Raw genomic sequence first — 25,202 nt, 5'->3', positions numbered from 1 at the left:
ATAGGATCGAGAACGCCGCGGTCCCCGGGCAGACGTCCGGTTCACCCGGCTGCTGACAAGGAGAAGCAATGGCTGACTACACCCTCCCTGAACTCGCCTACGATTACTCGGCCCTCGAGCCGTCGATCAGCGGCACGATCATGGAGCTGCACCACTCGAAGCACCACCAGGCCTACGTGACCGGAGCGAACACCGCGCTCGCGCAGCTCGCCGAGGCGCGCGACTCCGGCAACCTGGCCAACGTGAACAAGCTCGAGAAGGACCTCGCGTTCAACCTCGGCGGTCACGTCAACCACTCGATCTTCTGGACCAACATGTCGCCGGACGGCGGCGACAAGCCGACCGGCGAGCTCGCCTCGGCGATCGACGACCACTTCGGCTCGTTCGACAAGTTCCAGGCGCACTTCACCGCGACCGCGCTCGGCGTCCAGGGCTCGGGATGGGCTGTGCTGGCGTGGGACTCGATCGGGCAGCGCCTGATCATCGTCCAGTTCTTCGACCAGCAGGCGAACCTCCCGGCCGGGATCGTCCCGCTCCTGATGCTGGACGTCTGGGAGCACGCGTACTACCTCGACTACAAGAACGTGCGCGCCGATTACGTGAAGGCGTTCTGGAACATCGTGAGCTGGGAGAACGTCCAGCAGCGCTTCCAGGCCGCCACTGAGAAGACCTCAGGCCTGCTGCTACTGTCATAGCGGATGGTGTCCCCGGACGCCGTCCGGGGACACCGGCGTCCGGTCAGAACCATCTCCAACAAGCGCGATCGCGCCCATCACAACAGGGGAGAATTCCTGTGTCTGTAAAGATCGGCATCAACGGCTTCGGCCGTATCGGCCGCAACTACTTCCGTGCGGCCCTCGCCCAGGGGGCCGACCTCGAGATCGTCGCGGTGAACGACCTCACCGACAACAAGACGCTCGCGCACCTGCTGAAGTACGACTCGATCACCGGACGCCTCGACGCGACGGTCGAGTACGACGACGAGCACCTGATCGTCGACGGGAAGTCGATCCGCGCATTCGCCGAGCGCGACCCCGCGAACCTGCCGTGGGGCGATCTCGGCGTCGACATCGTCATCGAGTCGACCGGCTTCTTCACCAAGGCCGCCGACGCGAAGAAGCACCTCGACGCCGGCGCGAAGAAGGTGCTCATCTCGGCACCCGCGACCGACGAGGACGCGACGTTCGTGATGGGAGTGAACGAGGACACGTACGACCCGGCGACGCACCACATCATCTCCAACGCCTCGTGCACGACGAACTGCCTCGCGCCGCTCGCCAAGGTGTTCAACGACGAGTTCGGGATCGAGCGGGGCCTGATGACCACCGTGCACGCGTACACCGCCGACCAGAACCTGCAGGACGGCCCGCACAAGGATCTCCGTCGCGCTCGCGCCGCCGCGATCAACATCGTGCCGACCTCGACCGGTGCCGCCAAGGCCATCGGGCTCGTGCTGCCCGAACTCGTCGGCAAGCTCGACGGATTCGCGCTGCGCGTCCCCGTCCCCACCGGCTCGATCACCGACCTGACGGTGACGGCATCCCGCCCGGTGACCGTCGACGAGGTGAAGGCCGCCTACCGGAAGGCCGCCGAAGGCCCGATGAAGGGGATCCTCAAGTACACCGAGGACCCGATCGTCTCGAGCGACATCACGACCGACCCGCACTCGTCGATCTTCGACGCGGGCCTCACGCGAGTGATCGGCGACCAGGTGAAGCTCTCGGCGTGGTACGACAACGAGTGGGGCTACTCGAACCGCCTGGTCGACCTCACCGAGTACGTGGCCGAGCGACTCTGAGGCGGCGACGTGACCCTCAGGACCATCGATTCCCTGGGTCCGCTCGCCGGCACGCGCGTCGTCGTCCGCTGCGACCTCAACGTCCCCCTCAAGGACGGGGTCATCACGGATGACGGCCGCGTGCGCGCGTCGGTCCCCACGCTCACCGCGCTCGTCGAACAGGGTGCGAAGGTGATCGTGATCTCGCATCTCGGCCGTCCCGACGGAGCGCCCGACCCGAAGTACAGCCTCGAGCCGGTGGCCGTGCGCCTCGGCGAGGTCCTCGACGCGCCGGTCGCCTTCGCGACCGACACGGTCGGCGACGATGCCGCGGCCAAGGTCGCCGCGCTCGGCGACGGCGAGGTGCTCGTGCTCGAGAACCTCCGCTTCAATCCGGGCGAGACGAGCAAGAACGAGGCCGAGCGCACCGCATTCGCCGGACAGCTGGCGGAGTTCGCCGACTCGGTCGTCTCCGACGGCTTCGGCGTCGTCCACCGCAAGCAGGCGAGCGTCTACGAGCTCGAGCAGCTTCGTCCGAGCGCTGCGGGCCTCCTCATCGCGACCGAACTCGACGTGCTCGACCGGCTCACCGAGAATCCCGAGCGCCCGTACGTGGTCGTGCTCGGCGGTTCGAAGGTGTCCGACAAGCTCGGCGTGATCGAGCACCTGCTTCCGCGTGTCGACGCCCTGCTCATCGGCGGTGGCATGCTCTTCACGTTCCTCGCGGCCCAGGGCCACAAGGTGGGCTCGAGCCTCCTCGAGGCCGACCAGATCGACACCGTGAAGGGGTACCTGGCCGATGCCGCCGAGCGCGGAGTCGACATCGTCCTCCCGACCGATGTCGTGGTCGCCGCGTCGTTCTCGGCTGAGGCCGAGCACCAGGTCGCCGCGGCCGACGCCATCGAGGACACCCCGTTCGGAGCGTCCGGGCTGGGCCTCGACATCGGCCCCGACACGGCGGCCGCGTTCGCGGAGCGCGTCCGCGGCGCGAAGACGGTGTTCTGGAACGGCCCGATGGGCGTCTTCGAGCTCGCGCCCTTCGCCGACGGCACGCGGACCGTGGCATCCGCTCTCACCGAGGTGGACGGGCTCAGCGTGGTCGGCGGTGGCGACTCGGCCGCGGCCGTGCGTCAGCTCGGGTTCGACGAGTCCGCTTTCGGGCACATCTCGACGGGCGGCGGCGCGAGCCTGGAATTCCTCGAAGGCAAGAAGCTCCCCGGACTGGAGGTCCTCGGATGGCAGTGACCCGCACCCCGTTCATCGCGGGCAACTGGAAGATGAACCTCGACCACCTGCAGGCGATCGCGTTCGTGCAGAAGCTCGCGTGGAACCTCTCCGACGCGAAGCACGACTTCGCGGACGCGGAGGTCGCGGTCTTCCCGCCCTTCACCGACCTTCGGTCGGTGCAGACGCTCGTCTCGGCCGACGACCTGCCCGTGAAGTACGGTGCTCAGGACCTCTCGGCGAAGGACTCGGGCGCCTACACCGGCGAGGTGTCGGGCGCGTTCCTGGCCAAGCTCGACTGCGCGTACGTCATCATCGGGCACTCCGAGCGGCGCACGATGCACGCCGAGACCGACGAGGTCGTGAACGCGAAGGTCGTCGCCGCGCACCGTCACGGCCTCGTGCCGGTGCTCTGCGTGGGCGAGACCGCGGAGGATCTCGAACAGCACGGCGCGAGCGCGGTCCCGGTGGCGCAGCTCCGCGCCGCGCTCGAGGGCGTCGACGTGTCGAAGGGCCTCGTCGTCGCCTACGAGCCGGTCTGGGCGATCGGGTCCGGTCAGGCGGCGACGCCCGAGCAGGCGCAGCAGGTCGCCGCCGCCCTCCGCGGCGTGCTCTCCGAGATCGCCGGCGCCGACCTCGCGGCGACGACGCGCATCCTGTACGGCGGTTCGGTGAAGGCGGCGAACATCGCGGCGTTCATGCGGGAGCCCGACGTGGACGGCGCGCTCGTCGGCGGAGCCAGCCTCGACCTCGACGAGTTCTCGAGCATCGTCCGTTTCAAGAAGCACGTCGGGGCCTGAGCCGAAGACCCCGCCCGCCGCAGCGAAGTCCGGCCGCGTCCGCCTCGCGGACGTCGGCCGGACAGCGCTGCGGCTATACTCGACAGGCGGCATCGACTCACCCCGTCATGCCCGGAAAGGTTTCACCGTGGAGATTCTCCAGGTCGTCCTGCAGGTGCTGCTCGGGCTCACGAGCATCCTGCTCACGCTCCTGATCCTGCTGCACAAGGGCCGCGGCGGCGGGCTGTCCGACATGTTCGGCGGCGGCGTCACCTCGAACCTCGGTGCCTCCGGGGTCGCAGAGCGCAACCTCAATCGGATCACGATCATCCTCGGACTCGTCTGGGTGACGTGCATCGTGGTGCTCGGCCTGATCACCAAGTTCGACGCCGGAATCTGACGGAGGAGACGTGGTTTCTGGAAACAGCGCGATCCGCGGTTCGCGGGTCGGCTCGGGGCCGATGGGCGAGCAGGACCGTGGATTCCACGCCGAGCGCGTCGCAGTGAGCTACTGGGACGCCCAGGGCAACGAGACCGTGCGGTACTTCGCGGCGAACGTGCCCGAGGAGGAGATCCCGGACGTCATCGACAGCCCGTCGACCGGCCTGCCCGCCGGCCGCGACAAGGACAACCCGCCCGCGGTGGCGAAGCTCGAGCCGTACAAGACCCACCTCGCGTACGTGAAGGAACGTCGCAGCGAGGAGGAGGCGGCCGCACTCCTCGAGGAGGCGCTGCAGCAGCTGCGCGCTCGTCGCGGCACGGCCTCCAACGACTGATCCCGATCACGGGAATGAGGAAGGGCCGCCCGTTCGGGCGGCCCTTCCTGTCGTGGTCGACAGCCCGGCGTTCCGGTGTCTCCTGAAGCCGCGAGCCCGACCGTGGACGGTCAGTAGTCGCGCGTGATGAGGGCGTCGGGCACCTCGGCCGCCGCATCCCGGTCGACGAAGAACACCGTGCGGCGGTCAGTAGTCGCGCGTGATGAGGGCGTCGGGCACCTCGGCCGCCGCATCCCGGTCGACGAAGAACACCGTGCGCCGACGGCCCTTGATGCCGGCCACGGGCACCTCGTCGCGACTGGCCCCGGCCAGGGCGAGTCCCAGGGCCGACGCCTTGTCGGCTCCGGCGAGCACCAGCCACACCCGCTGCGCGGCGTTGATGACCGGCCGGGTGAGGCTCAGTCGCTCCGGCGGCGGCTTCGGCGACTCGCGTACCGGGATCACGGCCCGATCGACGACCTGGATGCCTGAGCGGTGCGGGAACAGCGAGGCGATGTGCCCGTCCGGACCGACGCCGAGGAACACGATGTCGAAAACGGGATGCGGCAACCCGTCGGCACCGTATCGGGCGAGCTCGGACGCGTAGGCGTCGGCGGCCTCGTCGAGCGTGAGCCCGGAATCCGAGGCCGGGAACGGGTGGATGTGCTCCTCGGGCAGCTGCAGTGCGTCGAGGAGCGCCTCACGTGACTGGCGGTCGTTGCGCTCGTCGTCGCCCGTGGGGACCCAACGCTCGTCGCCCCACCAGAAGTGCACGCGCTGCCAGTCCACCGACTTGTGGGCGGGCGACGCCCCGACGGCCTCGAGCACGGCGCCGCCCATCGATCCGCCCGTGAGGACCACGTGGATCGTCTCCTGTACGTCGAGCAGGTCGAGGACCTTGGTGATGAAGCGAGCGGCGACCGCCCCGGCGAGGGTGTCCTTGTCGGGGTGGACGAGTACGCGCCGCTCATTCGTCATGCGGAGGCTCCTTCGCTCTCGGCGGTGCGGTGGTCGGGGAGCAGCCCGAGACCGCGCGTGATCACCTCACCGTACAGTTCGTCGGGATCGAGGCGGCGCAGCTCGTCGGCGAGGCAGTCGCGGAGGCTGCGCCGGGGGAGTGCGACGTCGTGCACGGGCTGCCCGGGCTGGCGGAGCGTCGCGACGCCCGGGACATCCCGAACCAGCTCGATCGTGCCGGAGGCGCGGACGAGGTGAACGCCGCGGATGCCGTGCGATCCGTGCTCGAGCCCGGTGAGTGCGCAGTTCGTGGACGCGCCGAGCTGCATCGACAGCCACGCGGCGAGGAGGGTCGTCGAGGGGGAGTCGATCGAGCCGGTGACCTGAACGGCGTTCACTGGTTCGTACGGCGGCTGGTCGAGGACGGCGGCCAGCTGCGCGCGCCAGAGCGTGAGGCGCGTCCAGGCGAAGTCGGCATCGCCCGGGCGGTAGCTCGTGGCCAGTGCGTCGAGCGCCGCCTGGGGGTCGGGCTGCGTCGAGGCGTCGGTGATACGGCGCTGGGCGATGCGACCGAGCGGCGAGTCTCCCGGGACCTCCGGCGCGGAGCCGGGCCACCAGGTGACGACCGGGGCGTCGGGCAGGAGCAGGCCCATCACGAGGCCCTGCTCGTCTGCGGCCGCGTCGCCGGTCGCGCGGAGGATGACGACCTCGCTGGCACCCGCGTCGCCCCCGACGCGGATCTCCGCGTCGAGGCGGCTGGGTCCGGCGTCGCCCTGGTCCTCGGTGGAGACCACGATGACACGCATCGGGTGCTCGCGGGACGCGTCGTTCGCGGCCTCGATGGCCTCCTCCTCGTCGTCGTGCGTGGTGGCGATGACGAGGGTCAGCACGCGACCGAGGGCGACGACGCCGCCCTCCTCGCGGATCTTCACGAGGGTCTTCGAGACCTGGCTCGTGGTCGTATCGGGAAGTTCGACGATCATGGGCGCCTCCAGGTGCGTCCGTCGCGGGCGAGGAGCTCGTCGGCCGACGACGGGCCCCACGAACCGGGCTTGTACTGCTCGGGCTGGCCCTGCGTCGCCCAGAACTCCTCGATCGGGTCGAGGATCTTCCAGGAGAGCTCGACCTCCTCCTGTCGGGGGAAGAGGGGTGGATCGCCGAGGAGCACGTCCAGGATGAGGCGCTCGTACGCCTCGGGGCTGGCCTCGGTGAACGCGTGGCCGTATCCGAAGTCCATGGTCACGTCGCGCACCTGCATGCCCGCTCCGGGAACCTTCGAACCGAATCGGATGGTGACGCCCTCGTCGGGCTGGACCCGGATCACGAGCGCGTTCTGGCCGAGCTGCGACGTCTGGCTGTCGGCGAACACCTGCTGGGGTGCGCGCTTGAAGACGACCGCGATCTCGGTCACTCGGCGTCCGAGGCGCTTGCCCGCTCGCAGGTAGAACGGCACTCCAGCCCACCGGCGAGTGCCGATGAGCAGCTTCATCGCCGCGTAGGTCTCGGTCGTCGACTCGGGGTTCATCCCGTCCTCGTCGAGGAAGCCGGTGACCTTCTCGCCGCCCTGCCACCCGCCCGAGTACTGCCCGCGGGCCGTGGCCGTCGACAGGTCGGACGGCAGTCGCACCGCGCGCAGGATCTTCTCCTTCTCGGCCCGCAGGTCGGCGGCGTCGAACGAGATCGGCTCCTCCATCGCGGTGAGCGCGAGCAGCTGGAGCAGGTGGTTCTGGATGACGTCGCGTGCCGCGCCGATGCCGTCGTAGTAGCCGGCGCGACCGCCGACGCCGATGTCCTCGGCCATGGTGATCTGCACGTGGTCGACGAAGTTGGCGTTCCAGATGGGCTCGTACAGCTGGTTGGCGAACCGCAGCGCGAGGATGTTCTGGACCGTCTCCTTGCCGAGGTAGTGGTCGATCCGGAACACCGAGTCGGGCGGGAAGACCGACGCGACCACGTCGTTCAGTTCGATCGCGGTCTTGAGGTCGGACCCGAACGGCTTCTCGATGACCACGCGCCGCCACTGGTCGCCCTTCTGCTCGGTGAGTCCCGAGCGCTTCAGCTGCTCGGTCACCTGCGGGAAGGACTTGGGCGGGATCGACAGGTAGAACGCATGGTTGCCCATCGTGCCGCGCTCGCGATCCAGGCTCTGGACCGTGGTTCGCAGGCGCTCGAACGCCTCGTCGTCGTCGAAGGTGCCCTGGACGAAGCGGATGCCCTGCGAGAGCTGCTTCCAGACGTCCTCGCGGAACTCGGTACGCGCGTACTGCTTCACCGAGTCGTGCACGACCTGGGCGAAGTCCTGGTCCTCCCAGTCGCGACGGGCGAATCCGACGAGTGCGAAGCCCGGCGGAAGGAGTCCCCGGTTCGCGAGGTCGTAGACGGCGGGCATGAGCTTCTTGCGGGAGAGGTCGCCGGTGACGCCGAAGATGATGAGGCTCGACGGGCCGGCGATCCGGTTCAGGCGGTAATCCTTGGGCGATCGCAACGGGTTGTGCGATGCGGTGATCTCGACCGGATGCATGTGCGCTCCAGGGTCAGCCGATGGCCTCGCGCAGCGACCGCAGGTCGGCGCTCGGATCGGGCAGGGTCAGTGTGAGGACCGGCCGGCCGTGTTCGGCGAGCACGGAGGCGTCGCCGGAGGCCTGGGCGGTGAGGAGCTCGCCGAACGTGAACGGCCGCCCGGGGACGGGGAGGTCGTTCGCCGGACGCTGGACGAGCTGGAGGAACACGCCGTTCGCCGGACCGCCCTTGTGGTACTGGCCGGTGGAGTGCAGGAACCGCGGCCCCCACCCGAACGTGACCGGGCGGCCGCTGCGTGCCGCCAGCAGGTCTCGGAGTTCGGCGAACCCGGGGTGAGCCACCCGGTCGACGTACGCCTGGACGGACAGGTACCCGTCTGCGGGGAGTTCCTCGAGCAGGACCTCGATCGCGGACGCGAGATCGCTGGCCGCGCCGATCACGTCGGGCGTACCGCGGACCTCGATGCCGTCGGCGACGAACGCCGCGGGTGCCGGCTCCGGCCGGGCCTCGAGCAGGCCGCGGGCCGCGACCTTCGCCGACTCGACGTCCGGCTGGTCGAACGGATTGATGCCGAGCAGCCGGCCGGCGACCGCCGTGGCGTACTCCCATGCGAGCAGCTGCGCGCCGAGCGTCCCGGACACGCGGATCTCGCCGTCGGTGCCGTCGACGAACCGCTCGGTGCCGGCGTCGTCGACGAGGCGCACGACCTGCAGGTCGGCAGGACGGGACGCGAGTTCGGGTGCATCCGGGCCGAGGACGACCGGGAGGATCCCGGTGCCCTGCTTGCCCGTCGATTCCGCGATGAGCTGCTCGGCCCAGTCGGCGAATCCGACGATGTGGGTGCCGTCTGCGACGATCGCGAGCTTGTCCCGGCGCGGGTCGGTCGCCGCGATGGCGGCGCCGAGCACCAGGCCCGGGTTCTCGTCGGAGTCGAGCGCGAGGGCGAGCTCGATCGCCTCGGCCTCGCCGAGAAGCTCGTCGAGGTCGACGCCGGCCAGGCCGGTCGGCACGAGACCGAACGCGGTGAGTGCCGAGTATCGTCCGCCGACCGACGGGTCGGCCGTGAACACCCGGTACCCGGCGTCGCGTGCGGACTCCTCGAGCGGTGAGCCCGGGTCGGTGACGACCACGATGCGCGTCGCGGGATCGATGCTCGCGTCGGTGAACGCCTGCTCGTAGGCGCGACGCTGCGAATCGGTCTCGACGGTCGAGCCGGACTTCGACGAGACGACGAGCACCGTCCGCTCGATCCGGTCGGCGAGCGCCGCACGCACCTGATCGGGCTCCGTCGAGTCCAGCACGGTGAGGCTCGCACCCGCGGTCCGGGCGATGACCTCGGGAGCCAGGGAGGACCCGCCCATGCCCGCGAGCACCACGTGATCGATGCCCCGCGCCCGGAGTTCGTCGCGGAGGGCCGCGATCTCGGGCAGGAGGGGACGCGAGACCGCGATGGCCTCGGTCCACCCGAGCCGCTTCGCGGCCTCCTCCTCGGCGGCCGGTCCCCACAGGCTCGAATCGAGCACGGTGATGCCCGTCGCCACACGGTCGGCCACCAGGCGCGGCACGGTCCGGCGCACCGCGTCGGCCGCAGGGCCGTTCACGGAGATGCGGACATTCACCGAGCTGCCTCCAGGGCGGAACGCACGGTGTCGAGCAGCTCGTTCCAGGACACGATGAACTTGTCGACGCCCTCCCGCTCGAGGAGCTCGGTCACGTCGTCGTACTCGACGCCGACGCCCGCGAGTGCGTCGAGCACTCGGCCCGCCTCTGCGAATGCGCCCGTCACCGTGTCGCCCTCGACGACGCCGTGGTCGAACGTCGCCTCGAGCGTCTTCTCGGGCATGGTGTTGACGACGCCGTGCGCCACGAGCTCGGTCACGTAGAGCGTGTCGGGCAGGGCCGGGTCCTTCACGCCGGTCGAGGCCCAGAGCGGGCGCTGGCGGTTCGCACCGGCGTCGAGCAGCGCGACCGCGCGCGGCGCGTTGAACTGCTGGAGGTAGAGCTCGTACGCGAGGCGCGCGTTGGCGACGCCGGCGCGGCTCTTCAGGGCGAGGGCCTCGGGCGAGCCGATCGCCTCGAGCCGCTTGTCGATCTCGGTGTCCACGCGCGAGACGAAGAACGACGCGACGGAGTGGATCGTCGACAGGTCGATCCCCGCGGCCTTCGCCCGTTCGAGTCCGGTCAGGTAGGCGTCGATGACCTCGCGGTACCGGTCGAGGCTGAAGATGAGCGTCACGTTGACGCTGATACCCGCGCCGATCGCGGCGGTGATCGCCGGCAGGCCCGCCTTCGTGGCGGGGATCTTGATCATGACGTTGGGACGGTCGACCTTCTCCCAGAGGCGGTGGGCCTCGGCGATGGTCGCCTCGGTCTCGTTCGCGAGGGCGGGGGAGACCTCGATCGACACGCGTCCGTCGTAGCCGTCGGTGCGGTCGTAGATCGGCCGGAAGTGGTCCGCCGCGTCGCGCACGTCGTCGGTCGTGATCTCGAAGACCGCGCGGTCCACGTCGGCCCCGTCGGCCGCGAGTGCGGCGACCTGGTCGCGGTACGCGTCGCCCTTCGCGAGTGCGCCGGCGAAGATCGTCGGGTTGGTGGTCACGCCGACGACGTCGCGTTCGGCGATGAGCCGCTCGAGGCCGCCCGAGACGATGCGCTCGCGCGAGAGGTCGTCGAGCCAGATGCTGACGCCGGCCTGCGACAGGGCGGCGGTGGGAGTGCTGGTGCTCATGGTGGATGTCTCCTTCGTGCTCGGTCAGTTCGACGCGAGCGATTCCTTCGCGGCGGCCACGACGTGCTCAGAGGTGATGCCGAACTCGCGGAAGAGGGTCTTGTAGTCGGCGGATGCGCCGAAGTGCTCGATCGACACGGCGCGCCCCCGAGTGCCGAGGTAGCGGTACCAGGTGAGCGCGAGGCCGGCCTCGACACTGACGCGTGCGGTGACCGAGCTCGGCAGCACGGACTCGCGGTACGCGGCATCCTGCTCCTCGAACCATTCGAGGCTCGGCGCCGACACGACGCGGGCCGAGACGCCCTCGGCGGCGAGCTGCTCGCGCGCGGCGAGCGCGACCTGCACCTCGGAACCGGTGGCGATGAGGATCACGTCGGGTGTGCCCGAGGCCGCCTCGGCGAGGACGTAGGCGCCCTTCGCGACGTTCGAGGCCGCAGCGAGCGTGTCGCCGGATGCCGCGCCATCGCCGCGCTCGAACACGGGGATGTTCTGCCGGGTCAGCGCGATGCCGGCGGGGCCGCCGCGGCGCTTGAGGATCTCGAGCCACGCGTACGCGGTCTCGTTCGCGTCGCCGGGGCGCACGACCGAGAGGTGCGGGATGGCGCGGAGCGAGCTGAGCTGCTCGATCGGCTGGTGCGTGGGGCCGTCCTCGCCGAGCGCCACCGAGTCGTGCGTCCACACGAAGATCGACGGGATCTGCATGAGCGCCGCAAGCCGGACGGCAGGTCGCATGTAGTCGCTGAAGATGAGGAACGTGCCGCCGAACGCGCGCGTCTTGCCGTGCAGCACGATGCCGTTCAGGATCGCGCCCATGGCGTGCTCGCGGATGCCGAAGTGCAGCACGCGCCCGTAGCGGTCGCCCGGGAACTCGTGCGTCGAGTGCTCTGCCGGGATGAACGACGGGGCACCGTTGATCGTCGTGAGGTTCGACTCGGCGAGGTCGGCCGATCCGCCCCACAGCTCGGGCAGCTGCGCAGCGAGCGCGTTGATCACCTTGCCCGACGCGGCACGCGTCGAGACCTCGGTGCCCCCCTCGAAGACCGGGAGCGCCGCCTCGAGGCCGTCGGGCAGTTCGCCCGCCTCGAGCCGATCGAGCAGCGCCTTGCGCTCGGGGTTCGCGGCCGCCCAGGCCTCGAACGAGGCATCCCACGACTGCTTCGCCTCGGCCGCGCGGTCGCGGGCGTTGGTGCGCGTGCGCTCGATGACCTCGTCGGCGACGACGAAGGTCTGCTCGGGGTCGAAGCCGAGCACCTCCTTCGTGGCGGCGAGCTCCTCGGCGCCGAGCGCCGAGCCGTGGATCTTGCCCGTGTTCTGCTTCTTCGGGGCGGGCCAGCCGATGATCGTCTTCAGGATGATGATCGACGGCCGGTCGGTCTCGGCCTTCGCGGCCTCGACGGCGTCGTTCAGCTCGGCGACGTCTTCGACGTAGTCGCCGGTCTTCTTCCAGTCGACGGTCTGCACGTGCCATCCGTACGCCTCGTAGCGCTTCGCGACGTCTTCGGTGAAGGCGATGTCGGTATCGTCCTCGATCGAGATCTGATTCGAGTCGTAGATCACGACGAGGTTGCCGAGCTGCTGGTGGCCGGCGAGCGAGGAGGCCTCGCTCGTCACGCCCTCCTCGAGGTCGCCGTCGGAGGCGATCACGTAGATGTGGTGATCGAACGGGCTCTCGCCGGCCGGCGCGTCGGGGTCGAACAGCCCGCGCTCGTAGCGCGAGGCGTACGCGAAGCCGACCGCAGACGCGAGGCCCTGGCCCAGTGGCCCGGTCGTGATCTCGACGCCGGCCGTGTGACCGTACTCGGGGTGGCCGGGGGTCTTCGAACCCCACGTGCGCAGCGCCTCGAGGTCGGCGAGTTCGAGGCCGTCGCCGGCGAGGTAGAGCTGGACGTACTGCGTCAGCGAGCTGTGGCCCGCGGAGAGGATGAAGCGGTCGCGGCCGAGCCAGTCGTGGTCGGCCGGGTCGCGGCGCATCACCTTCTGGAAGAGCAGGTACGCGACGGGAGCGAGGCTCATCGCCGTGCCGGGGTGGCCGTTGCCGACCTTCTCCACGGCATCGGCGGCGAGCACGCGCGCCGTGTCGACCGCGCGATCGTCGATGGGGTCCCAGTGCAGAGTTGCCACGGGTTAGGGTTCCTTCCGGTCGTGACGGCGTCGGGGAGCCTCTCCATTCGGCTCCCGGACCCGCCGGGAAACGCGACGGCGCGGTGGAGCCCGGGACCGATCCGGTCATGCATCAGGTGGAGTAGCACGTCGAATCCGCGCCACCGGGCGCGCTGGCTTCAGTATATGGAGTAGCCCTCACTCTATGACGGGGCTTGACGCGTCCGTCCGGCGACCGTCGGATGGCCTAGAATCGAACGGGTTGCGCGCGCCCCGCCTTCTCGGCGCGCGCCCGGAAGAGGAATTCATGCAGGCCGCGCCGACCATCCGTGACGCTCGACGGACGACGAACGTGCGACGCAAGGTCGCCGCGTACGTCGCGCTGACCAAGCCGCGTGTGATCGAGCTCCTGCTCGTGGTGACCGCGCCGACGATGATCCTCGCCTCGAACGGCCTGCCCGACGTCTGGCTCCTGCTCGCCACCCTCGTGGGCGGTGCCATGAGCGCCGGGTCGGCCGGTGCCTTCAACTGCTACATCGACCGCGACATCGACCGCGTCATGAAGCGCACGAAGGGTCGACCGCTCGTCACCGGAGAACTCACCGACCGCGAGGCGCTCGTGTTCGCGTACGCGCTCGGCATCGCCTCGATCGTCTGGCTCGGCGTGTTCACCAACTGGGTCGCGGCGGGGCTGTCGCTGCTGGCCATCCTGCTGTACGTCGTGTTCTACAGCCTGATCCTCAAGCGGCGGACCGCGCAGAACATCGTCTGGGGCGGGGTCGCCGGTTGCATGCCGGTCCTCATCGGCTGGGCGGCCGTGACGGGCAGCCTCGACTGGGCGCCGTTCATCCTGTTCCTCATCATCTTCCTGTGGACCCCGCCGCACTACTGGCCGCTGTCCATGAAGTACAAGGACGACTACGCGGCCGCCGGCGTGCCCATGCTCGCCGTCGTGCGCGGCCGCGCGCAGGTCGGGCTCCAGGTCATCCTCTACGCCTACGCGACCGTGGCCGCCTCACTGCTGCTCATCCCCGTCGCCGGCATGGGGCTGCTCTACTCGAGCGTCGCGCTCGTCGCGGGCGTGTGGTTCGTCGCCGAGTGCCACCGGCTCTACAACCTCGCGATCCGGGGCCAGGAGGTCTCGCCGATGCGCGTGTTCCACGGGTCGATCATCTACCTGTCGCTGCTGTTCCTCGCGGTCGGCGTCGACCCGCTGCTGCCCTTCTAGCCGTCGGCCCGCCGAGGCGCCGGCCCGGTCCTCGACGACGACTGGCACCTCGATCGCAACGGAGGCGTCGGCGTCGAGCACTCGGTGGCCAGCATCCGACCCGGCCAGCGAGTTCGCCGGCCCGGAGTCGGTCCTGCCCGGATCAGCGCGCGGATGCCGCCACGGCCGTGGCGTCGGCCGAGGCATCCGTCGCCACGGGCCGCTTGAGCTTCAGGACCACGACGGTCATCGCCGCAGCCGTGAGCGCCGCGAGGACCATGTGGACGCCGACCGCGAGCGGCGGGAGGCCGTTGCGGGCCTGGTAGAGCCCGACGGCGATCTGCACGAGCTCGACGGCGAGCAGGACGAGCATCCAGCGCGAGACGGGCAGTCGCAGGCGCCACGCGGTGATCGCGAGGACGACGGTGAGCACGAACAGGGCGTACCCGGGCCACGCGTGCACGTGTTCCAGCAGCTCGGCGTTGAATCCCGTGCGGCCGGCGTCGGCGTCACCGGAGTGCGGGCCGGAGGCGGTGGTGAGCACCCCGAACGCGATCGAGATCGCGAGCACCGCGGTCGTGGCATGCGTGAGCGCGGCGAACCAGCGGGGGACGGCGAGTTCGCGCGGACCGGGCGTCGCATTCAGACGCACCAGGTACGCCGCCGTCACGCAGACGAGCGCGAGCGAGGCGACGTAGTGGAACCCGACGATGAAGGGGTTGAGGCCCGTCCAGACCGTGATGCCGCCGACGATCGCCTGCGCGACGATGCCGAGCAGCACGACGACGGCGAGCGTCCAGAGGTCGCGCCGCTCGCGGCGCAGCCGCCAGATCGAGAGCAGCACGAGCAGGGCGACGACGCCCACGACGCCGGTCATGAGGCGGTTGCCGAACTCGATCACGCCGTGGATGCCCATCTCGGGCGTCGTGACGAGCGAGTCGGCCGTGCACATCGGCCAGGTCGGGCAGCCGAGGCCGGACCCGGTCAGTCGCACCGCTCCGCCCGTGGCGATGATGATCGTCTGGGCGAGGAAGGACAGCCACGCGACGACGCGGACTCGCCGGTCGATGCGGTCGGGCAGCCAGGCGGTGACGCGGTTCACGGCTCGTCGGGTTCCTGATCCGGGTCGGAGTGGGAGGGTTCTGGGAGTCGGGACTCCGGGACCTTCGACCCTATAGACTTGGTTGGTTGATGCGATCCCGCGCGCGTGTGCGGTGCGGGGCATCACCATTGTAGGTTCGCGACGAAGCCACCCGCACATCACCCCACGACCGAACCGGCACCTCGACCGGAAGGCCGGGGGTGGGCCGGACTGATAGCCGGTACGCGGGAGGAGAAGAGGGAGAGCATGACGGACGTACTCATCGACCGCCCCGAGTTGGAGGGGCTCGGCACGTACGAGTTCGGCTGGTCCGACTCCGACGTGGCCGGAGCATCCGCTCGCCGCGGTCTGTCGCCCGAAGTGGTGGCCGACATCTCGCGTCTGAAGGACGAACCCGAGTGGATGCTGCAGCGTCGCATGCGCGGCCTCCAGCTCTTCGACCGCAAGCCGATGCCGTCCTGGGGTGCCGACCTGTCGGAGATCGACTTCGAGAACATCAAGTACTTCGTCCGGTCCACCGAGAAGCAGGCGCAGACCTGGGAGGACCTCCCCGAGGACATCCGCAACACGTACGAGCGCCTCGGCATCCCCGAGGCCGAGCGTCAGCGCCTCGTCGCCGGCGTCGCGGCGCAGTACGAGTCCGAGGTCGTGTACCACCAGATCCGCGAGGACCTGGAGGAGCAGGGTGTCATCTTCCTCGACACGGACACGGCGCTCCGCGAGCACCCCGAGTTCTTCGAGGAGTACTTCGGGACCGTCATCCCGGCCGGCGACAACAAGTTCGCCGCACTGAACACGGCCGTCTGGTCGGGCGGCTCGTTCGTGTACGTGCCGAAGGGCGTGCACGTCGAGATCCCGCTGCAGGCCTACTTCCGGATCAACACCGAGAACATGGGCCAGTTCGAGCGGACCCTGATCATCGCCGACGAGGACAGCTACGTCCACTACATCGAGGGCTGCACCGCCCCGATCTACAAGTCCGACTCGCTGCACTCGGCCGTCGTCGAGATCATCGTGAAGAAGAACGCCCGGGTCCGGTACACGACGATCCAGAACTGGTCGAACAACGTCTACAACCTCGTCACCAAGCGCGCCGTCGCGCACGAGGGCGCCACCATGGAGTGGGTCGACGGCAACATCGGCTCGAAGGTCACGATGAAGTACCCGTCGATCTTCCTCATGGGCGAGCACGCCAAGGGCGAGACCCTCTCGGTCGCGTTCGCTGGCCCGGGCCAGCACCAGGACGCCGGCGCGAAGATGATCCACATGGCGCCGTACACGCAGTCGTCGATCGTCTCGAAGTCGATCGCGCGCGGCGGCGGCCGTGCGGGCTACCGCGGCGAGGTGCGGGTGGATGCCAATGCGCACCACTCCGCGAACACGGTTCGCTGCGACGCGCTCCTGGTCGACACGATCTCGCGCTCCGACACGTACCCGGCGATCGACATCCGCGTCGACGACGTGCAGCTCGGTCACGAGGCGACCGTCTCGAAGGTCAGTGAGGAGCAGCTCTTCTACCTCATGTCGCGCGGCCTCCCGGAGGACGAGGCGATGGCGATGATCGTGCGCGGCTTCATCGAGCCGATCGCGCGCGAGCTGCCGATGGAGTACGCGATGGAACTCAACAAGCTCATCGAGATGGGCATGGAAGGATCGGTCGGCTAACCGATGAGCACCGCGATGCAGAGCACCGCCCTGCCCACCCCCGAGCAGCACGGAATCCGTGCGCACTCCGACGGCCCGATCGTGCCCGTCCAGACGCGCTCCGAGCGGTTCCGCTCGACCGACGTCGCCGACTTCGCGCCCATCACCGGCCGCGAGCACGAGTGGAAGTTCTCGCCCGTCGCCGCGTTCGCCGACCTCACCTCCGGTGAGCTCGACGGTTCGCGCCTCGAGGTCGAGTCGACGGATGTCCCGGGTGTCACCGTCTCCTGGATCCCGCGCGACGACGCCCGCATCGGCCGCGCCGGCACGCCGGAGGAGCGCGCATCCGCGAACGCCTGGTCGAGCTTCGGCGAGGCGCTCCTCGTGGCCGTCGGCGGCGAGGAGGCGAAGACCGTCACGGTGACGCGTTCGGGTCTCGGTACCGGCCCGCGCGCCGCGCACACGATCATCGAGGCCGCACCGTTCAGCCAGGCGCTCGTCGTCCTGCGAGGCATCGGAGACGCCCGCCTCACCGAGAACGTCGAGGTCGTCGTCGGCGAGGGAGCGAACATCACGGTCGTCTCGCTGCAGGAATGGACCGACGAATCGGTGCACCTCGCGAGCCACTTCGCGCGCATCGGCCGCGACGCGAAGCTCAAGCACATCGTCGTCTCCCTCGGCGGGAAGGTCGTGCGGGTGAACCCGTCGACGCACCTCGCCGAGCAGGGCGCCGACGTCGAGGCACTCGGGCTCTACTTCTCCGACGCCGGCCAGCACCTCGAGCAGCAGGTGTTCGTCCACCACGACGCCCCGCACACGCGCTCGCGCGTGACGTACAAGGGCGCGCTGCAGGGCGAGGGAGCACGCAGCGTCTGGATCGGCGACGTCCTCATCGGGAACGCGGCCACCGGTACCGACAGCTACGAGCAGAACCGCAACCTCGTGCTCACCGACGGCACCCGTGCCGACTCGGTCCCGAACCTCGAGATCGAGACGGGCGACATCGAGGGCGCCGGGCACGCGTCGGCCACCGGCCGGTTCGACGACGAGCAGCTGTTCTACCTGCGGGCACGAGGCATTCCGGAGGACGAGGCGCGGCGCCTGGTCGTCCGCGGCTTCCTCGCCGAGGTCGTGCAGCAGATCGGCGACGCCGAACTCGAGGAGCGTCTCATCCGGGCGCTCGAAGCGGAACTCCAGGGGAGCTGACGTGGCATCCACTCGCGTGTGCGGGGTCGACGACCTCGCCGTCAATGAGGCGCAGAAGTTCATCGTCGGCGGCGTCCCGATCGCCGTCGTGAAGGACTCGGCCGGCGACATCTTCGCCATCGGCGACACCTGCACCCACGGCGACATCTCGCTCTCCGAGGGGTTCGTCGAGGACGACACGCTCGAGTGCTGGGCTCACGGCTCGAAGTTCTCCCTCCTCACGGGCAAGCCGCTCACGCTGCCGGCGTACGAGCCCGTGCCCGTCTACCAGGTCGAGATCACCGACGGGGGCGTGTTCATCGACCCCGCGGTGAAGCTCGCCGTCTGACCCGACCTTCCATGACCTCCCGGCCCGCGCGGCCGGACCACAACGAAAGAGACACCGAATCACCATGTCCGTGCTCGAGATCAAGAACCTGCACGTCAACGTCGAGACCGACCAGGGCACCCGCGAGATCCTCCGCGGCGTCGACCTGACCATCCGCGAGGGCGAGATCCACGCGATCATGGGGCCGAACGGCTCCGGCAAGTCGACCCTCGCATACACGATCGCCGGTCACCCGAAGTACACCGTCGTCGAGGGCGAGATCCTGCTCGACGGCGAGAACGTGCTCGAGATGTCGGTCGACGAGCGCGCCCGCGCCGGCATGTTCCTCGCCATGCAGTACCCGGTCGAGATCCCGGGCGTCACCGTCACCAACTTCCTCCGGACCGCCAAGACCGCGATCGACGGCGAGGCGCCGTCGATCCGCACGTGGCTGAAGGACGTCCGCGGCGCGATGACGAACCTCAAGATGGACTCGGCCTTCGCCGAGCGCAACGTCAACGAGGGATTCTCGGGCGGCGAGAAGAAGCGCAACGAGATCCTCCAGCTCGAGCTGCTGAAGCCGAAGTTCGCCGTGCTCGACGAGACCGACTCCGGCCTCGACGTCGACGCGCTGAAGGTCGTCTCCGAGGGTGTCAACCGCGCCCACCAGAACACCGGCCTCGGCATCCTGCTCATCACGCACTACACGCGCATCCTCCGCTACATCAAGCCCGACTTCGTGCACGTGTTCGTCGCCGGCAAGATCGCCGAGCAGGGCGGCCCCGAGCTCGCCGACCGCCTCGAGGAGGAGGGCTACGACCGCTACCACGTCGCCGAGTCGGCGACGCAGTAGTCGGGCGTAGGCTGGAAACATGGTCACCTCACTCGCACCTGAGCGCTTCGACGAGATCAGTGAGGCGTTGAAGGATGTCGTCGACCCCGAGCTGGGCGTCAACATCGTCGACCTCGGGCTCATCTACGACCTGAACTGGGACGACGAGCACGACGCACTCGTCATCAACATGACCCTCACGAGCGCCGGCTGCCCGCTGACCGACGTCATCGAGGAGCAGACCGCCGAGGCGCTCGACGGCACCGTCGAGCGGTTCCGCATCAACTGGGTGTGGATGCCGCCGTGGGGTCCCGAGCGGATCACCGACGACGGGCGCGACATGATGCGCGCACTCGGCTTCGCGATCTGAGTCATCGATCGGTGAGGGAGGTCCCGGACGGGGCCTCCCTCACGTCATTCTCCGGCGCGTCCGGGGCGGTGGAGGCATAGGCTCGGGTCATGCAGCACACCGCGGCGTCGACCCGCGACGCGTACATGCACGGCCACCACGAGAGCGTGCTCCGAGTGCACGAGTGGCGCACGGTCGACAATTCGGCGGCCTACCTCGCCCCGCACCTTCGCGAGGGGATGCGCGTGCTCGACATCGGCAGCGGGCCGGGCTCCATCACGCTCGACCTCGCGCGCCGCGTGCGTCCGGGGCACGTCGTCGGGGTCGATGCCTCGGAGGAGGTCGTCGCCCGCGCGCAGGGGCTCGCCGAGAGCGAGGGCGTGCCGAACGCGGAGTTCCGCGCCGGCGACGCCTACCGCCTCGACTTCCCGGACGGCGTGTTCGACGTCGTGCACGCACATCAGGTGCTGCAGCACCTGGCTCGCCCGGTCGACGCGCTGCGCGAGTTCCGACGCGTGCTCCGATCAGGCGGACTGCTCGCCGCACGCGACGTGGACTACGGCGGCGTGATCTGGAGCCCCGATTCGCCGGAGCTGACCAGATGGCGCGAACTGAACGAACTCGTCTGCGCGTGGAACGGCGGCGACGGCAACGCCGGGCGACACCTCACCCGCTGGGCGCGTGCGGCCGGGTTCGCCGAGGTCGAGGCGAGCGGGTCGGTCTGGGTGTTCGCGTCGGACCGCGACCGCGAGTGGTGGGGCGGCAACTGGGCCGAGCGCGCCCTCGAGTCGACCTTCGCCGCCCACGCCATCGAGTCGGGCCACGCCTCGCGCGCGGAGCTCGAGGCGATCTCGGCAGCCTGGCGTCGGTGGGCGGTCGACCCCGACGGGTGGTTCCTCATGCCGCACGGCGAGATCCTCGCCCGCGCGTAGCCGGCGGGAGTCACCAGTCGTCGTCGTCGCTCCCGTCGCGGGCGCCCGGCGCTTCGAGCGTCACGACCGTGCCGTCGTCGAGTTCGGCGATCGGTCGCCCCTCGAGCCAGGTGAGGGTCCAGTGCCGGCCGGCGCCGTCGGGCGTGCCGGACTCCGCCGCGACGATCCCCGGCCGCAGCTCCATGGGCACTGATCGCGGCGGTTCGTCCCCGAAGGCCCAACGCGTTCCGAGCTGCATCAGAGGTCCATCTCGAACACGACGGCGGGGGAGCGGCGAGCGACCTCGTCGGACAGTCGCAGGCCCTCGGCGTCGCCCGGATCGGTCGCCCAGGTGATGCGGGTGGCGTGCAGCTCGGCCGCCAGCGCCCGCAGGCGCTCGAGCAGGCGACCCGCGACGCCGGCCCCGCGGTGCGCCTCGACGACGAAGAGGTCGTCGACGAGGATGTCGGTGCTGGCATCGAGCGTGCGCGGCTCGGCGTGGGCGTGAACGAGGCCCACCAGGTTCCCCTCGTCGTCGACCGCGACGGCGGCGCGGAGCCCGTTGCGCGGCTCCTGGATCCAGCTCCAGACGATGAGCGCCTTGGTGTCGTCGAGCCGCCGCCCGCGACTGGTGCAGTACGCGTCGAACAGCGGGAGCCACGCGAAGAAGTCGTTCTCGGCGACGTCCCGGACGGTCACGTTCATGCGCTGGCCTCCTCCTGCGGGACCTCGAGCACGATGTCGCGCACCTCGAGCGCCTCCGCCTCGGCGAAGCCGAGGTGGGCGATCCGTCCGACGGCGCGCAGGTCGCCCTCGGCCGAGCCGAGGAGCGCGGTCGCGGCGGCGGGTGCGGCGATCACGGCGCTCGCGACCGGCGTCTTCTGCGAGGCCTTCGCATCGGTCTTCGCGCGACGGATGCCGGTGAGGGCGAGGCTCGCGAGCTCGAGGAGCTCCACGCCGGCTTCGCCGCGCGCGGCGAGCTCGTCGACGCCGGGCCACGCGGCCACGTGCACCGAGCCCTCGTTCGACCAGCTCCACGCCTCTTCGGCCGCGTAGGGGATCACGGGAGCGAACAGGCGCAGCAGCACGCTGAGCGCGGTCTTCAGCGCGGCCACGGCCGAGGCCTGCTCGGCGCTCGCCTCGCCGTACGCGCGCTCCTTCACGAGTTCGAGGTAGTCGTCGCAGAACGTCCAGAAGAACGTCTCGGACACCTCGAGCGCGCGGGCGTGGTCGTAGGACTCGAGCGCTCGCGTCGCCTGCTCGACGACCGTCGCGAGCCCGGCGAGCATGCTGCGGTCGACGGGCACGGTGACCGGGGCATCCGCTCGGCCCTCGAAGCCGAGGATGAACTTCGCGGCGTTCAGCACCTTGATCGCGAGGCGCCGGCCGATCTTCACCTGCGTCGGGTTCTGCGGGTCGAAGGCCGCGTCGGTGCCGAGGCGCGAGGATGCCGCCCAATAGCGCACCGCGTCGGCGCCATGCTGGTCGAGGAGCCCGGCGGGCGTCACGACGTTGCCCTTGGACTTCGACATCTTCTTGCGGTCGGGGTCGACGATGAAGCCGGAGATGGCCGCGTTCGACCAGGGCGCCACGCCGTGCTCGAGCTCGGCGCGCAGCGCGGTCGAGAACAGCCAGGTGCGGATGATGTCCTGGCCCTGCGGGCGCAGCGAGTACGGGAAGAGCAGGTCGAACAGCTCCGGGTCGCGCTCCCATCCGGCCGCGAGCTGGGGGGTGAGCGACGAGGTCGCCCAGGTGTCCATGATGTCGTGCTCGCCGACGAAGCCGCCCGGCTGGTCGCGCTGCGACTCGTCGTACCCGGGTGCGGGCGTCGACGAGGGGTCGACCGGGAGCATCTCGCGGGGTGCGATGATCGGCTGGTCGTGGACCGGGTTGCCGTCGGCGTCGATCGGGTACCAGACGGGGATCGGCACGCCGAAGAACCGTTGCCGCGAGATGAGCCAGTCGCCGGCGAGCCCGCCGACCCAGTTCTCGTACCGCACGCGCATGAAGTCGGGGTGCCAGTCGATCTCGCGGCCGCGCTGCACCAGGCGGTCGCGCAGTGCCTCGTCTCGGGCGCCGTTGACGATGTACCACTGGCGCGTCGACACGATCTCGAGCGGGCGGTCGCCCTTCTCGTAGAACTTCACCGGGTGGGTGATGGCCTTGGGATCGGCGAGCAGGTCGCCCGACTCGCGGAGCAGTTCGACGACCGCCTGCTTGGCCGAGAACGCCGTCTTGCCCGCGAGCTTCGCATACGCCTCGCGGCCGGCCTCGGTGGAGATGGCCTCGGGCGCCTCGGCGATGATGCGTCCGTCGAAGCCGATGATCGCGCGGTTCGGCAGGTCGAGTTCGCGCCACCACACGACGTCGGTCACGTCGCCGAAGGTGCAGATCATGGCGATGCCGGTGCCCTTGTCCTTCTGTGCGAGGTGGTGCGCCACCACGGGCACCTCGACGCCGAACACGGGCGTGGTCACGGTCGTGCCGAACAGCGGCTGGTACCGCTCGTCGTCGGGGTGCGCGACGAGCGCCACGCAGGCGGGGATAAGTTCGGGACGGCTCGTCTCGATCTCGACGTGGCCGCCGTCGGGCTTGGCGAACGCCACACGGTGGTAGTGCCCGGGCTGCTCGCGGTCCTCGAGCTCGGCCTGCGCGACGGCCGTGCGGAACGTGATGTCCCACAGCGTCGGCGCGAGGGCCTGGTAGGCCTCGCCGCGCTCGACGTTCTTCACGAAGGCGAGCTGCGACGTGAAGAGCGCCTCATCGGCGATGGTCCGGTACGTCTGGGTCCAGTCGACCGAGAGGGCGAGCTGGCGGAAGAGCGCCTCGAACTGCTGCTCGTCTTCAGCGGTGAGGCGCTCGCACAGCTCGATGAAGTTGCGGCGGCTGATCGGCACCTGGTCGGCCGGCTTGATGGTCTTGCCCTCGGTGCCCTCGTGGGGCGGCGTGAAGTCGGGCACGTAGGGCAGCGACGGGTCGCAGCGCACGCCGTAGTAGTTCTGCACGCGTCGCTCGGTCGGCAGGCCGTTGTCGTCCCACCCCATGGGGTAGAACACGTGCTTGCCGCGCATGCGCTGGAAGCGGGCGACGACGTCGGTGTGCGTGAACGAGAAGACGTGCCCGATGTGGAGCGAGCCGGAGGCGGTGGGCGGAGGCGTGTCGATCGAGTAGATGCGGTCGCGCGTCGCGCCCTCGCGTTCGAACCGGTAGGTTCCCTCGGTCTCCCAGACGCCGCCCCACTTCGTCTCGAGCCCCTCGAGGGCGGGCTTGTCGGGAATGCGCGCGGTGTCGGTCATGATGCTCCGGTTCGGTATGTGCGGCACCGAGTCCGTTGGGGTGCCTGAATATGAGACAGTCCAGCCTACCGGAGCCGGGGAATCCGCTGTGACCGGCGGAGATGCCGGTCTGCGATCGGCGCGCGACGACGGGGGCGGATGCGGCGCGCTCGCGCCGCGGCATCCGCCCCCGGGTCTCGGGTCGACCGACTCAGACGGTCGCGGGCTCGACCTCGCGGCCGTCCTCGGAGATCGGCGCGTGCCTCATGCGCGCGGCCGCCCACGCGGAGACCAGCGTGATCGCCGAGAGCAGCGCGAGCACGACGCCCGGGTGCCACCACACGTAGCCGGTCGACTCGCCGAGCAGCGTCGTCACGAGCGGGATGAACCCGCTGACGGCGGCCGCGACCGCGTACGCCACCGAGAGCGCCGAGTAGCGGTAGTGGTCGGCGAAGAGGTCGTTCATGAGCCCCCCGAGCGCCGCCCACGACATGGTCGGCAGGATGCCGCCGACGATCATCGTGCCGACGAGCACGGGGAAGCTCGCGAACTGCAGCAGCCAGTACATGGGGAACGTGATGAGCAGGGTCCCGAGCGCGCCGTACGCGACGACCTTCGCCGAGCCGATGCGGGTCGCCCACCATCCGAACAGCGGGATGGTGACGAGCTGGAGCAGCCCGCCGATCGTCGTCGCGACGAGGAGGTCCTGGAAGCTGAATCCGAGCGTGCCCACGCCGTAGTTGATGGTGTACGTGTTCATCAGCGAGTACGAGCCGATGCCGAGCAGGGCCGCGCCGAACGCGATGATCAGCGCGGTCGGCTGGGCGCGGAACATGGTCGCGAACGGCACGCGGTCGCGGCGCTGCTCCTGGACGACGGCCTTGAACACCGGCGTCTCGTCGATCGTCAGGCGCAGGTAGAGCGAGACCGCGAGCAGCGGGATGGCGAGGAGGAACGGGATCCGCCAGCCCCACGCCGCGAGCTCCTCGGCCGGGAGGGCGAGCGTCATCACGATGAACACGACCGCGGAGAGGATCGACCCGACGGGCGAGCCGAGCTGCGGCACGGCGGCGTAGAACGCGCGCTTGACGGGGCTCGAGTGCTCGGTCGCGAGCAGGATCGAACCGCCCCACTCGCCGCCGAGCGACAGGCCCTGGGCGATGCGGAGGAGGACGAGCAGCACGGCGCCGAGCCATCCGGCCTGTGCGTAGGTCGGGAGCAGGCCGATCAGGCCCGTCGCGACGCCCATGATGCCGATCGTCCAGAGCAGCGTGGCGCGGCGACCGAGCCGGTCGCCCATGTGGCCGAAGATCGCGGCGCCGAGCGGACGCACGACGAAGGCGACGCCGATCGTGGCGAACGCGGCGAGGGTGCCGCCGAACTGCCCGAGCGGGTCGAAGAACAGGGGCCCGATGAAGTACGCGCTGAAGTAGGCGAAGACGTAGAAGTCGAACGACTCGAGGGACGTGCCGATCATGGACGCCCACGCGACGCGCCGGACCGGCGACGAGGAGGCGGGAAGGGAAGCG

The 25,202-nt window shown here is 69.9% G+C and carries 24 protein-coding genes; 13 read left to right on the top strand and 11 right to left on the bottom strand.

Annotation, left to right across the window (positions count from 1 at the left end; translation table 11 throughout):
• Positions 1–68: 68 nt before the first annotated feature.
• The 6 genes from ACIQH8_RS11620 to ACIQH8_RS11595 all read left to right on the top strand — a co-directional run bounded on the left by ACIQH8_RS11620 (position 69) and on the right by ACIQH8_RS11595 (position 4,556).
• Positions 69–695 (top strand): superoxide dismutase, encoded by a 627-nt coding sequence (locus ACIQH8_RS11620; protein ID WP_400998695.1) that lies wholly within the window; start codon positions 69–71, stop codon positions 693–695.
• A 98-nt stretch (positions 696–793) separates the two neighbouring features.
• On the top strand, positions 794–1,798 hold the full coding sequence (gap, locus tag ACIQH8_RS11615; protein WP_400998691.1) for a type I glyceraldehyde-3-phosphate dehydrogenase: 1,005 nt from the start codon (positions 794–796) through the stop codon (positions 1,796–1,798).
• Positions 1,799–1,807: 9 nt separating this feature from the next.
• Entirely contained in the window at positions 1,808–3,022 is a 1,215-nt protein-coding gene (locus tag ACIQH8_RS11610) for a phosphoglycerate kinase (RefSeq protein WP_400998688.1), read from the top strand.
• Positions 3,013–3,801 (top strand): triose-phosphate isomerase, encoded by a 789-nt coding sequence (gene tpiA, locus ACIQH8_RS11605; RefSeq protein WP_400998685.1) that lies wholly within the window; start codon positions 3,013–3,015, stop codon positions 3,799–3,801. The genes ACIQH8_RS11610 and tpiA overlap by 10 nt, the downstream gene beginning before the upstream one ends.
• 127 nt (positions 3,802–3,928) lie before the next feature.
• Positions 3,929–4,180, top strand: a complete 252-nt coding sequence (secG, locus tag ACIQH8_RS11600; protein WP_067947350.1) for a preprotein translocase subunit SecG — start codon at positions 3,929–3,931, stop codon at positions 4,178–4,180.
• Between the two features lie 10 nt (positions 4,181–4,190).
• Positions 4,191–4,556, top strand: a complete 366-nt coding sequence (locus tag ACIQH8_RS11595) for an RNA polymerase-binding protein RbpA (RefSeq protein ID WP_166548841.1) — start codon at positions 4,191–4,193, stop codon at positions 4,554–4,556.
• A 186-nt stretch (positions 4,557–4,742) separates the two neighbouring features.
• Here ACIQH8_RS11595 and pgl read toward each other — a convergent pair whose 3' ends face one another.
• Genes pgl through tkt form a run of 6 tightly spaced genes read right to left on the bottom strand, consistent with a single transcriptional unit; the run spans position 4,743 to position 12,861 of the window.
• Positions 4,743–5,513, bottom strand: coding sequence for a 6-phosphogluconolactonase (pgl, locus tag ACIQH8_RS11590; RefSeq protein WP_400998680.1), 771 nt, complete (start codon positions 5,511–5,513; stop codon positions 4,743–4,745).
• Positions 5,510–6,475: a glucose-6-phosphate dehydrogenase assembly protein OpcA gene (locus ACIQH8_RS11585; protein WP_400998677.1), complete on the bottom strand. Its 966-nt coding sequence runs from the start codon at positions 6,473–6,475 to the stop codon at positions 5,510–5,512. Before ACIQH8_RS11585 ends, pgl begins: the two co-directional genes overlap by 4 nt.
• Positions 6,472–8,013, bottom strand: coding sequence for a glucose-6-phosphate dehydrogenase (gene zwf, locus ACIQH8_RS11580; protein ID WP_400998674.1), 1,542 nt, complete (start codon positions 8,011–8,013; stop codon positions 6,472–6,474). Before zwf ends, ACIQH8_RS11585 begins: the two co-directional genes overlap by 4 nt.
• A 13-nt stretch (positions 8,014–8,026) precedes the next feature.
• Positions 8,027–9,631, bottom strand: a complete 1,605-nt coding sequence (locus ACIQH8_RS11575) for a glucose-6-phosphate isomerase (RefSeq protein ID WP_400998671.1) — start codon at positions 9,629–9,631, stop codon at positions 8,027–8,029.
• Positions 9,628–10,740, bottom strand: coding sequence for a transaldolase (gene tal, locus ACIQH8_RS11570; RefSeq protein WP_400998668.1), 1,113 nt, complete (start codon positions 10,738–10,740; stop codon positions 9,628–9,630). The genes ACIQH8_RS11575 and tal overlap by 4 nt, the downstream gene beginning before the upstream one ends.
• Positions 10,741–10,764: 24 nt before the next feature.
• On the bottom strand, positions 10,765–12,861 hold the full coding sequence (gene tkt, locus ACIQH8_RS11565; RefSeq protein ID WP_400998665.1) for a transketolase: 2,097 nt from the start codon (positions 12,859–12,861) through the stop codon (positions 10,765–10,767).
• A 286-nt stretch (positions 12,862–13,147) separates the two neighbouring features.
• Here tkt and ACIQH8_RS11560 point away from each other — a divergent pair, with 286 nt between their 5' ends.
• The gene (locus ACIQH8_RS11560; protein ID WP_400998662.1) at positions 13,148–14,068 is read left to right on the top strand and encodes a heme o synthase; all 921 of its coding nucleotides are present in this window, start codon (positions 13,148–13,150) and stop codon (positions 14,066–14,068) included.
• A gap of 142 nt (positions 14,069–14,210) precedes the next feature.
• On the opposite strand, the gene ACIQH8_RS11555 is transcribed toward ACIQH8_RS11560, so the two are convergent.
• Positions 14,211–15,149, bottom strand: coding sequence for a heme A synthase (locus tag ACIQH8_RS11555; protein WP_400998659.1), 939 nt, complete (start codon positions 15,147–15,149; stop codon positions 14,211–14,213).
• Between the two features lie 246 nt (positions 15,150–15,395).
• On the opposite strand from ACIQH8_RS11555, the gene sufB reads away from it, so the two are divergent.
• The 6 genes from sufB (at position 15,396) to ACIQH8_RS11525 (ending at position 20,419) form a co-directional block, all read left to right on the top strand.
• Positions 15,396–16,814, top strand: a complete 1,419-nt coding sequence (sufB, locus tag ACIQH8_RS11550; RefSeq protein ID WP_400998656.1) for a Fe-S cluster assembly protein SufB — start codon at positions 15,396–15,398, stop codon at positions 16,812–16,814.
• A gap of 15 nt (positions 16,815–16,829) precedes the next feature.
• Entirely contained in the window at positions 16,830–17,999 is a 1,170-nt protein-coding gene (gene sufD, locus ACIQH8_RS11545; protein WP_400998653.1) for a Fe-S cluster assembly protein SufD, read from the top strand.
• A gap of 1 nt (position 18,000) precedes the next feature.
• On the top strand, positions 18,001–18,327 hold the full coding sequence (locus ACIQH8_RS11540; RefSeq protein ID WP_400998650.1) for a non-heme iron oxygenase ferredoxin subunit: 327 nt from the start codon (positions 18,001–18,003) through the stop codon (positions 18,325–18,327).
• 64 nt (positions 18,328–18,391) lie between these two features.
• On the top strand, positions 18,392–19,159 hold the full coding sequence (gene sufC / locus ACIQH8_RS11535) for a Fe-S cluster assembly ATPase SufC (RefSeq protein ID WP_400998647.1): 768 nt from the start codon (positions 18,392–18,394) through the stop codon (positions 19,157–19,159).
• A gap of 19 nt (positions 19,160–19,178) precedes the next feature.
• On the top strand, positions 19,179–19,508 hold the full coding sequence (locus ACIQH8_RS11530) for a metal-sulfur cluster assembly factor (protein WP_092669939.1): 330 nt from the start codon (positions 19,179–19,181) through the stop codon (positions 19,506–19,508).
• An 89-nt stretch (positions 19,509–19,597) separates the two neighbouring features.
• Positions 19,598–20,419 carry a methyltransferase domain-containing protein gene (locus ACIQH8_RS11525; RefSeq protein WP_400998643.1) on the top strand — a complete coding sequence of 274 codons (822 nt, stop codon included), beginning with the start codon at positions 19,598–19,600 and terminating at the stop codon, positions 20,417–20,419.
• A 10-nt stretch (positions 20,420–20,429) separates the two neighbouring features.
• On the opposite strand, the gene ACIQH8_RS11520 is transcribed toward ACIQH8_RS11525, so the two are convergent.
• The 4 genes from ACIQH8_RS11520 to ACIQH8_RS11505 all read right to left on the bottom strand — a co-directional run bounded on the left by ACIQH8_RS11520 (position 20,430) and on the right by ACIQH8_RS11505 (position 25,150).
• Complete coding sequence (locus ACIQH8_RS11520) at positions 20,430–20,603, bottom strand: hypothetical protein (protein WP_400998641.1); 174 nt, start codon at positions 20,601–20,603, stop codon at positions 20,430–20,432.
• A gap of 53 nt (positions 20,604–20,656) precedes the next feature.
• Positions 20,657–21,103, bottom strand: a complete 447-nt coding sequence (locus ACIQH8_RS11515; protein ID WP_400998639.1) for a GNAT family N-acetyltransferase — start codon at positions 21,101–21,103, stop codon at positions 20,657–20,659.
• Complete coding sequence (gene valS / locus ACIQH8_RS11510) at positions 21,100–23,694, bottom strand: valine--tRNA ligase (RefSeq protein WP_400998636.1); 2,595 nt, start codon at positions 23,692–23,694, stop codon at positions 21,100–21,102. The genes ACIQH8_RS11515 and valS overlap by 4 nt, the downstream gene beginning before the upstream one ends.
• A gap of 190 nt (positions 23,695–23,884) precedes the next feature.
• A complete protein-coding gene (locus ACIQH8_RS11505) occupies positions 23,885–25,150 on the bottom strand; it encodes an MFS transporter (RefSeq protein WP_400998633.1) in 1,266 nt (421 codons plus the stop codon).
• Positions 25,151–25,202 lie beyond the last annotated feature (52 nt).

The sequence above is a fragment of the Agromyces sp. GXQ0307 genome (assembly GCF_044769845.1).
GTDB lineage: Bacteria > Actinomycetota > Actinomycetes > Actinomycetales > Microbacteriaceae > Agromyces.
Note: the sequence above shows the minus strand (reverse complement) of the source record. Positions and strands in the feature narration are given on the sequence as shown.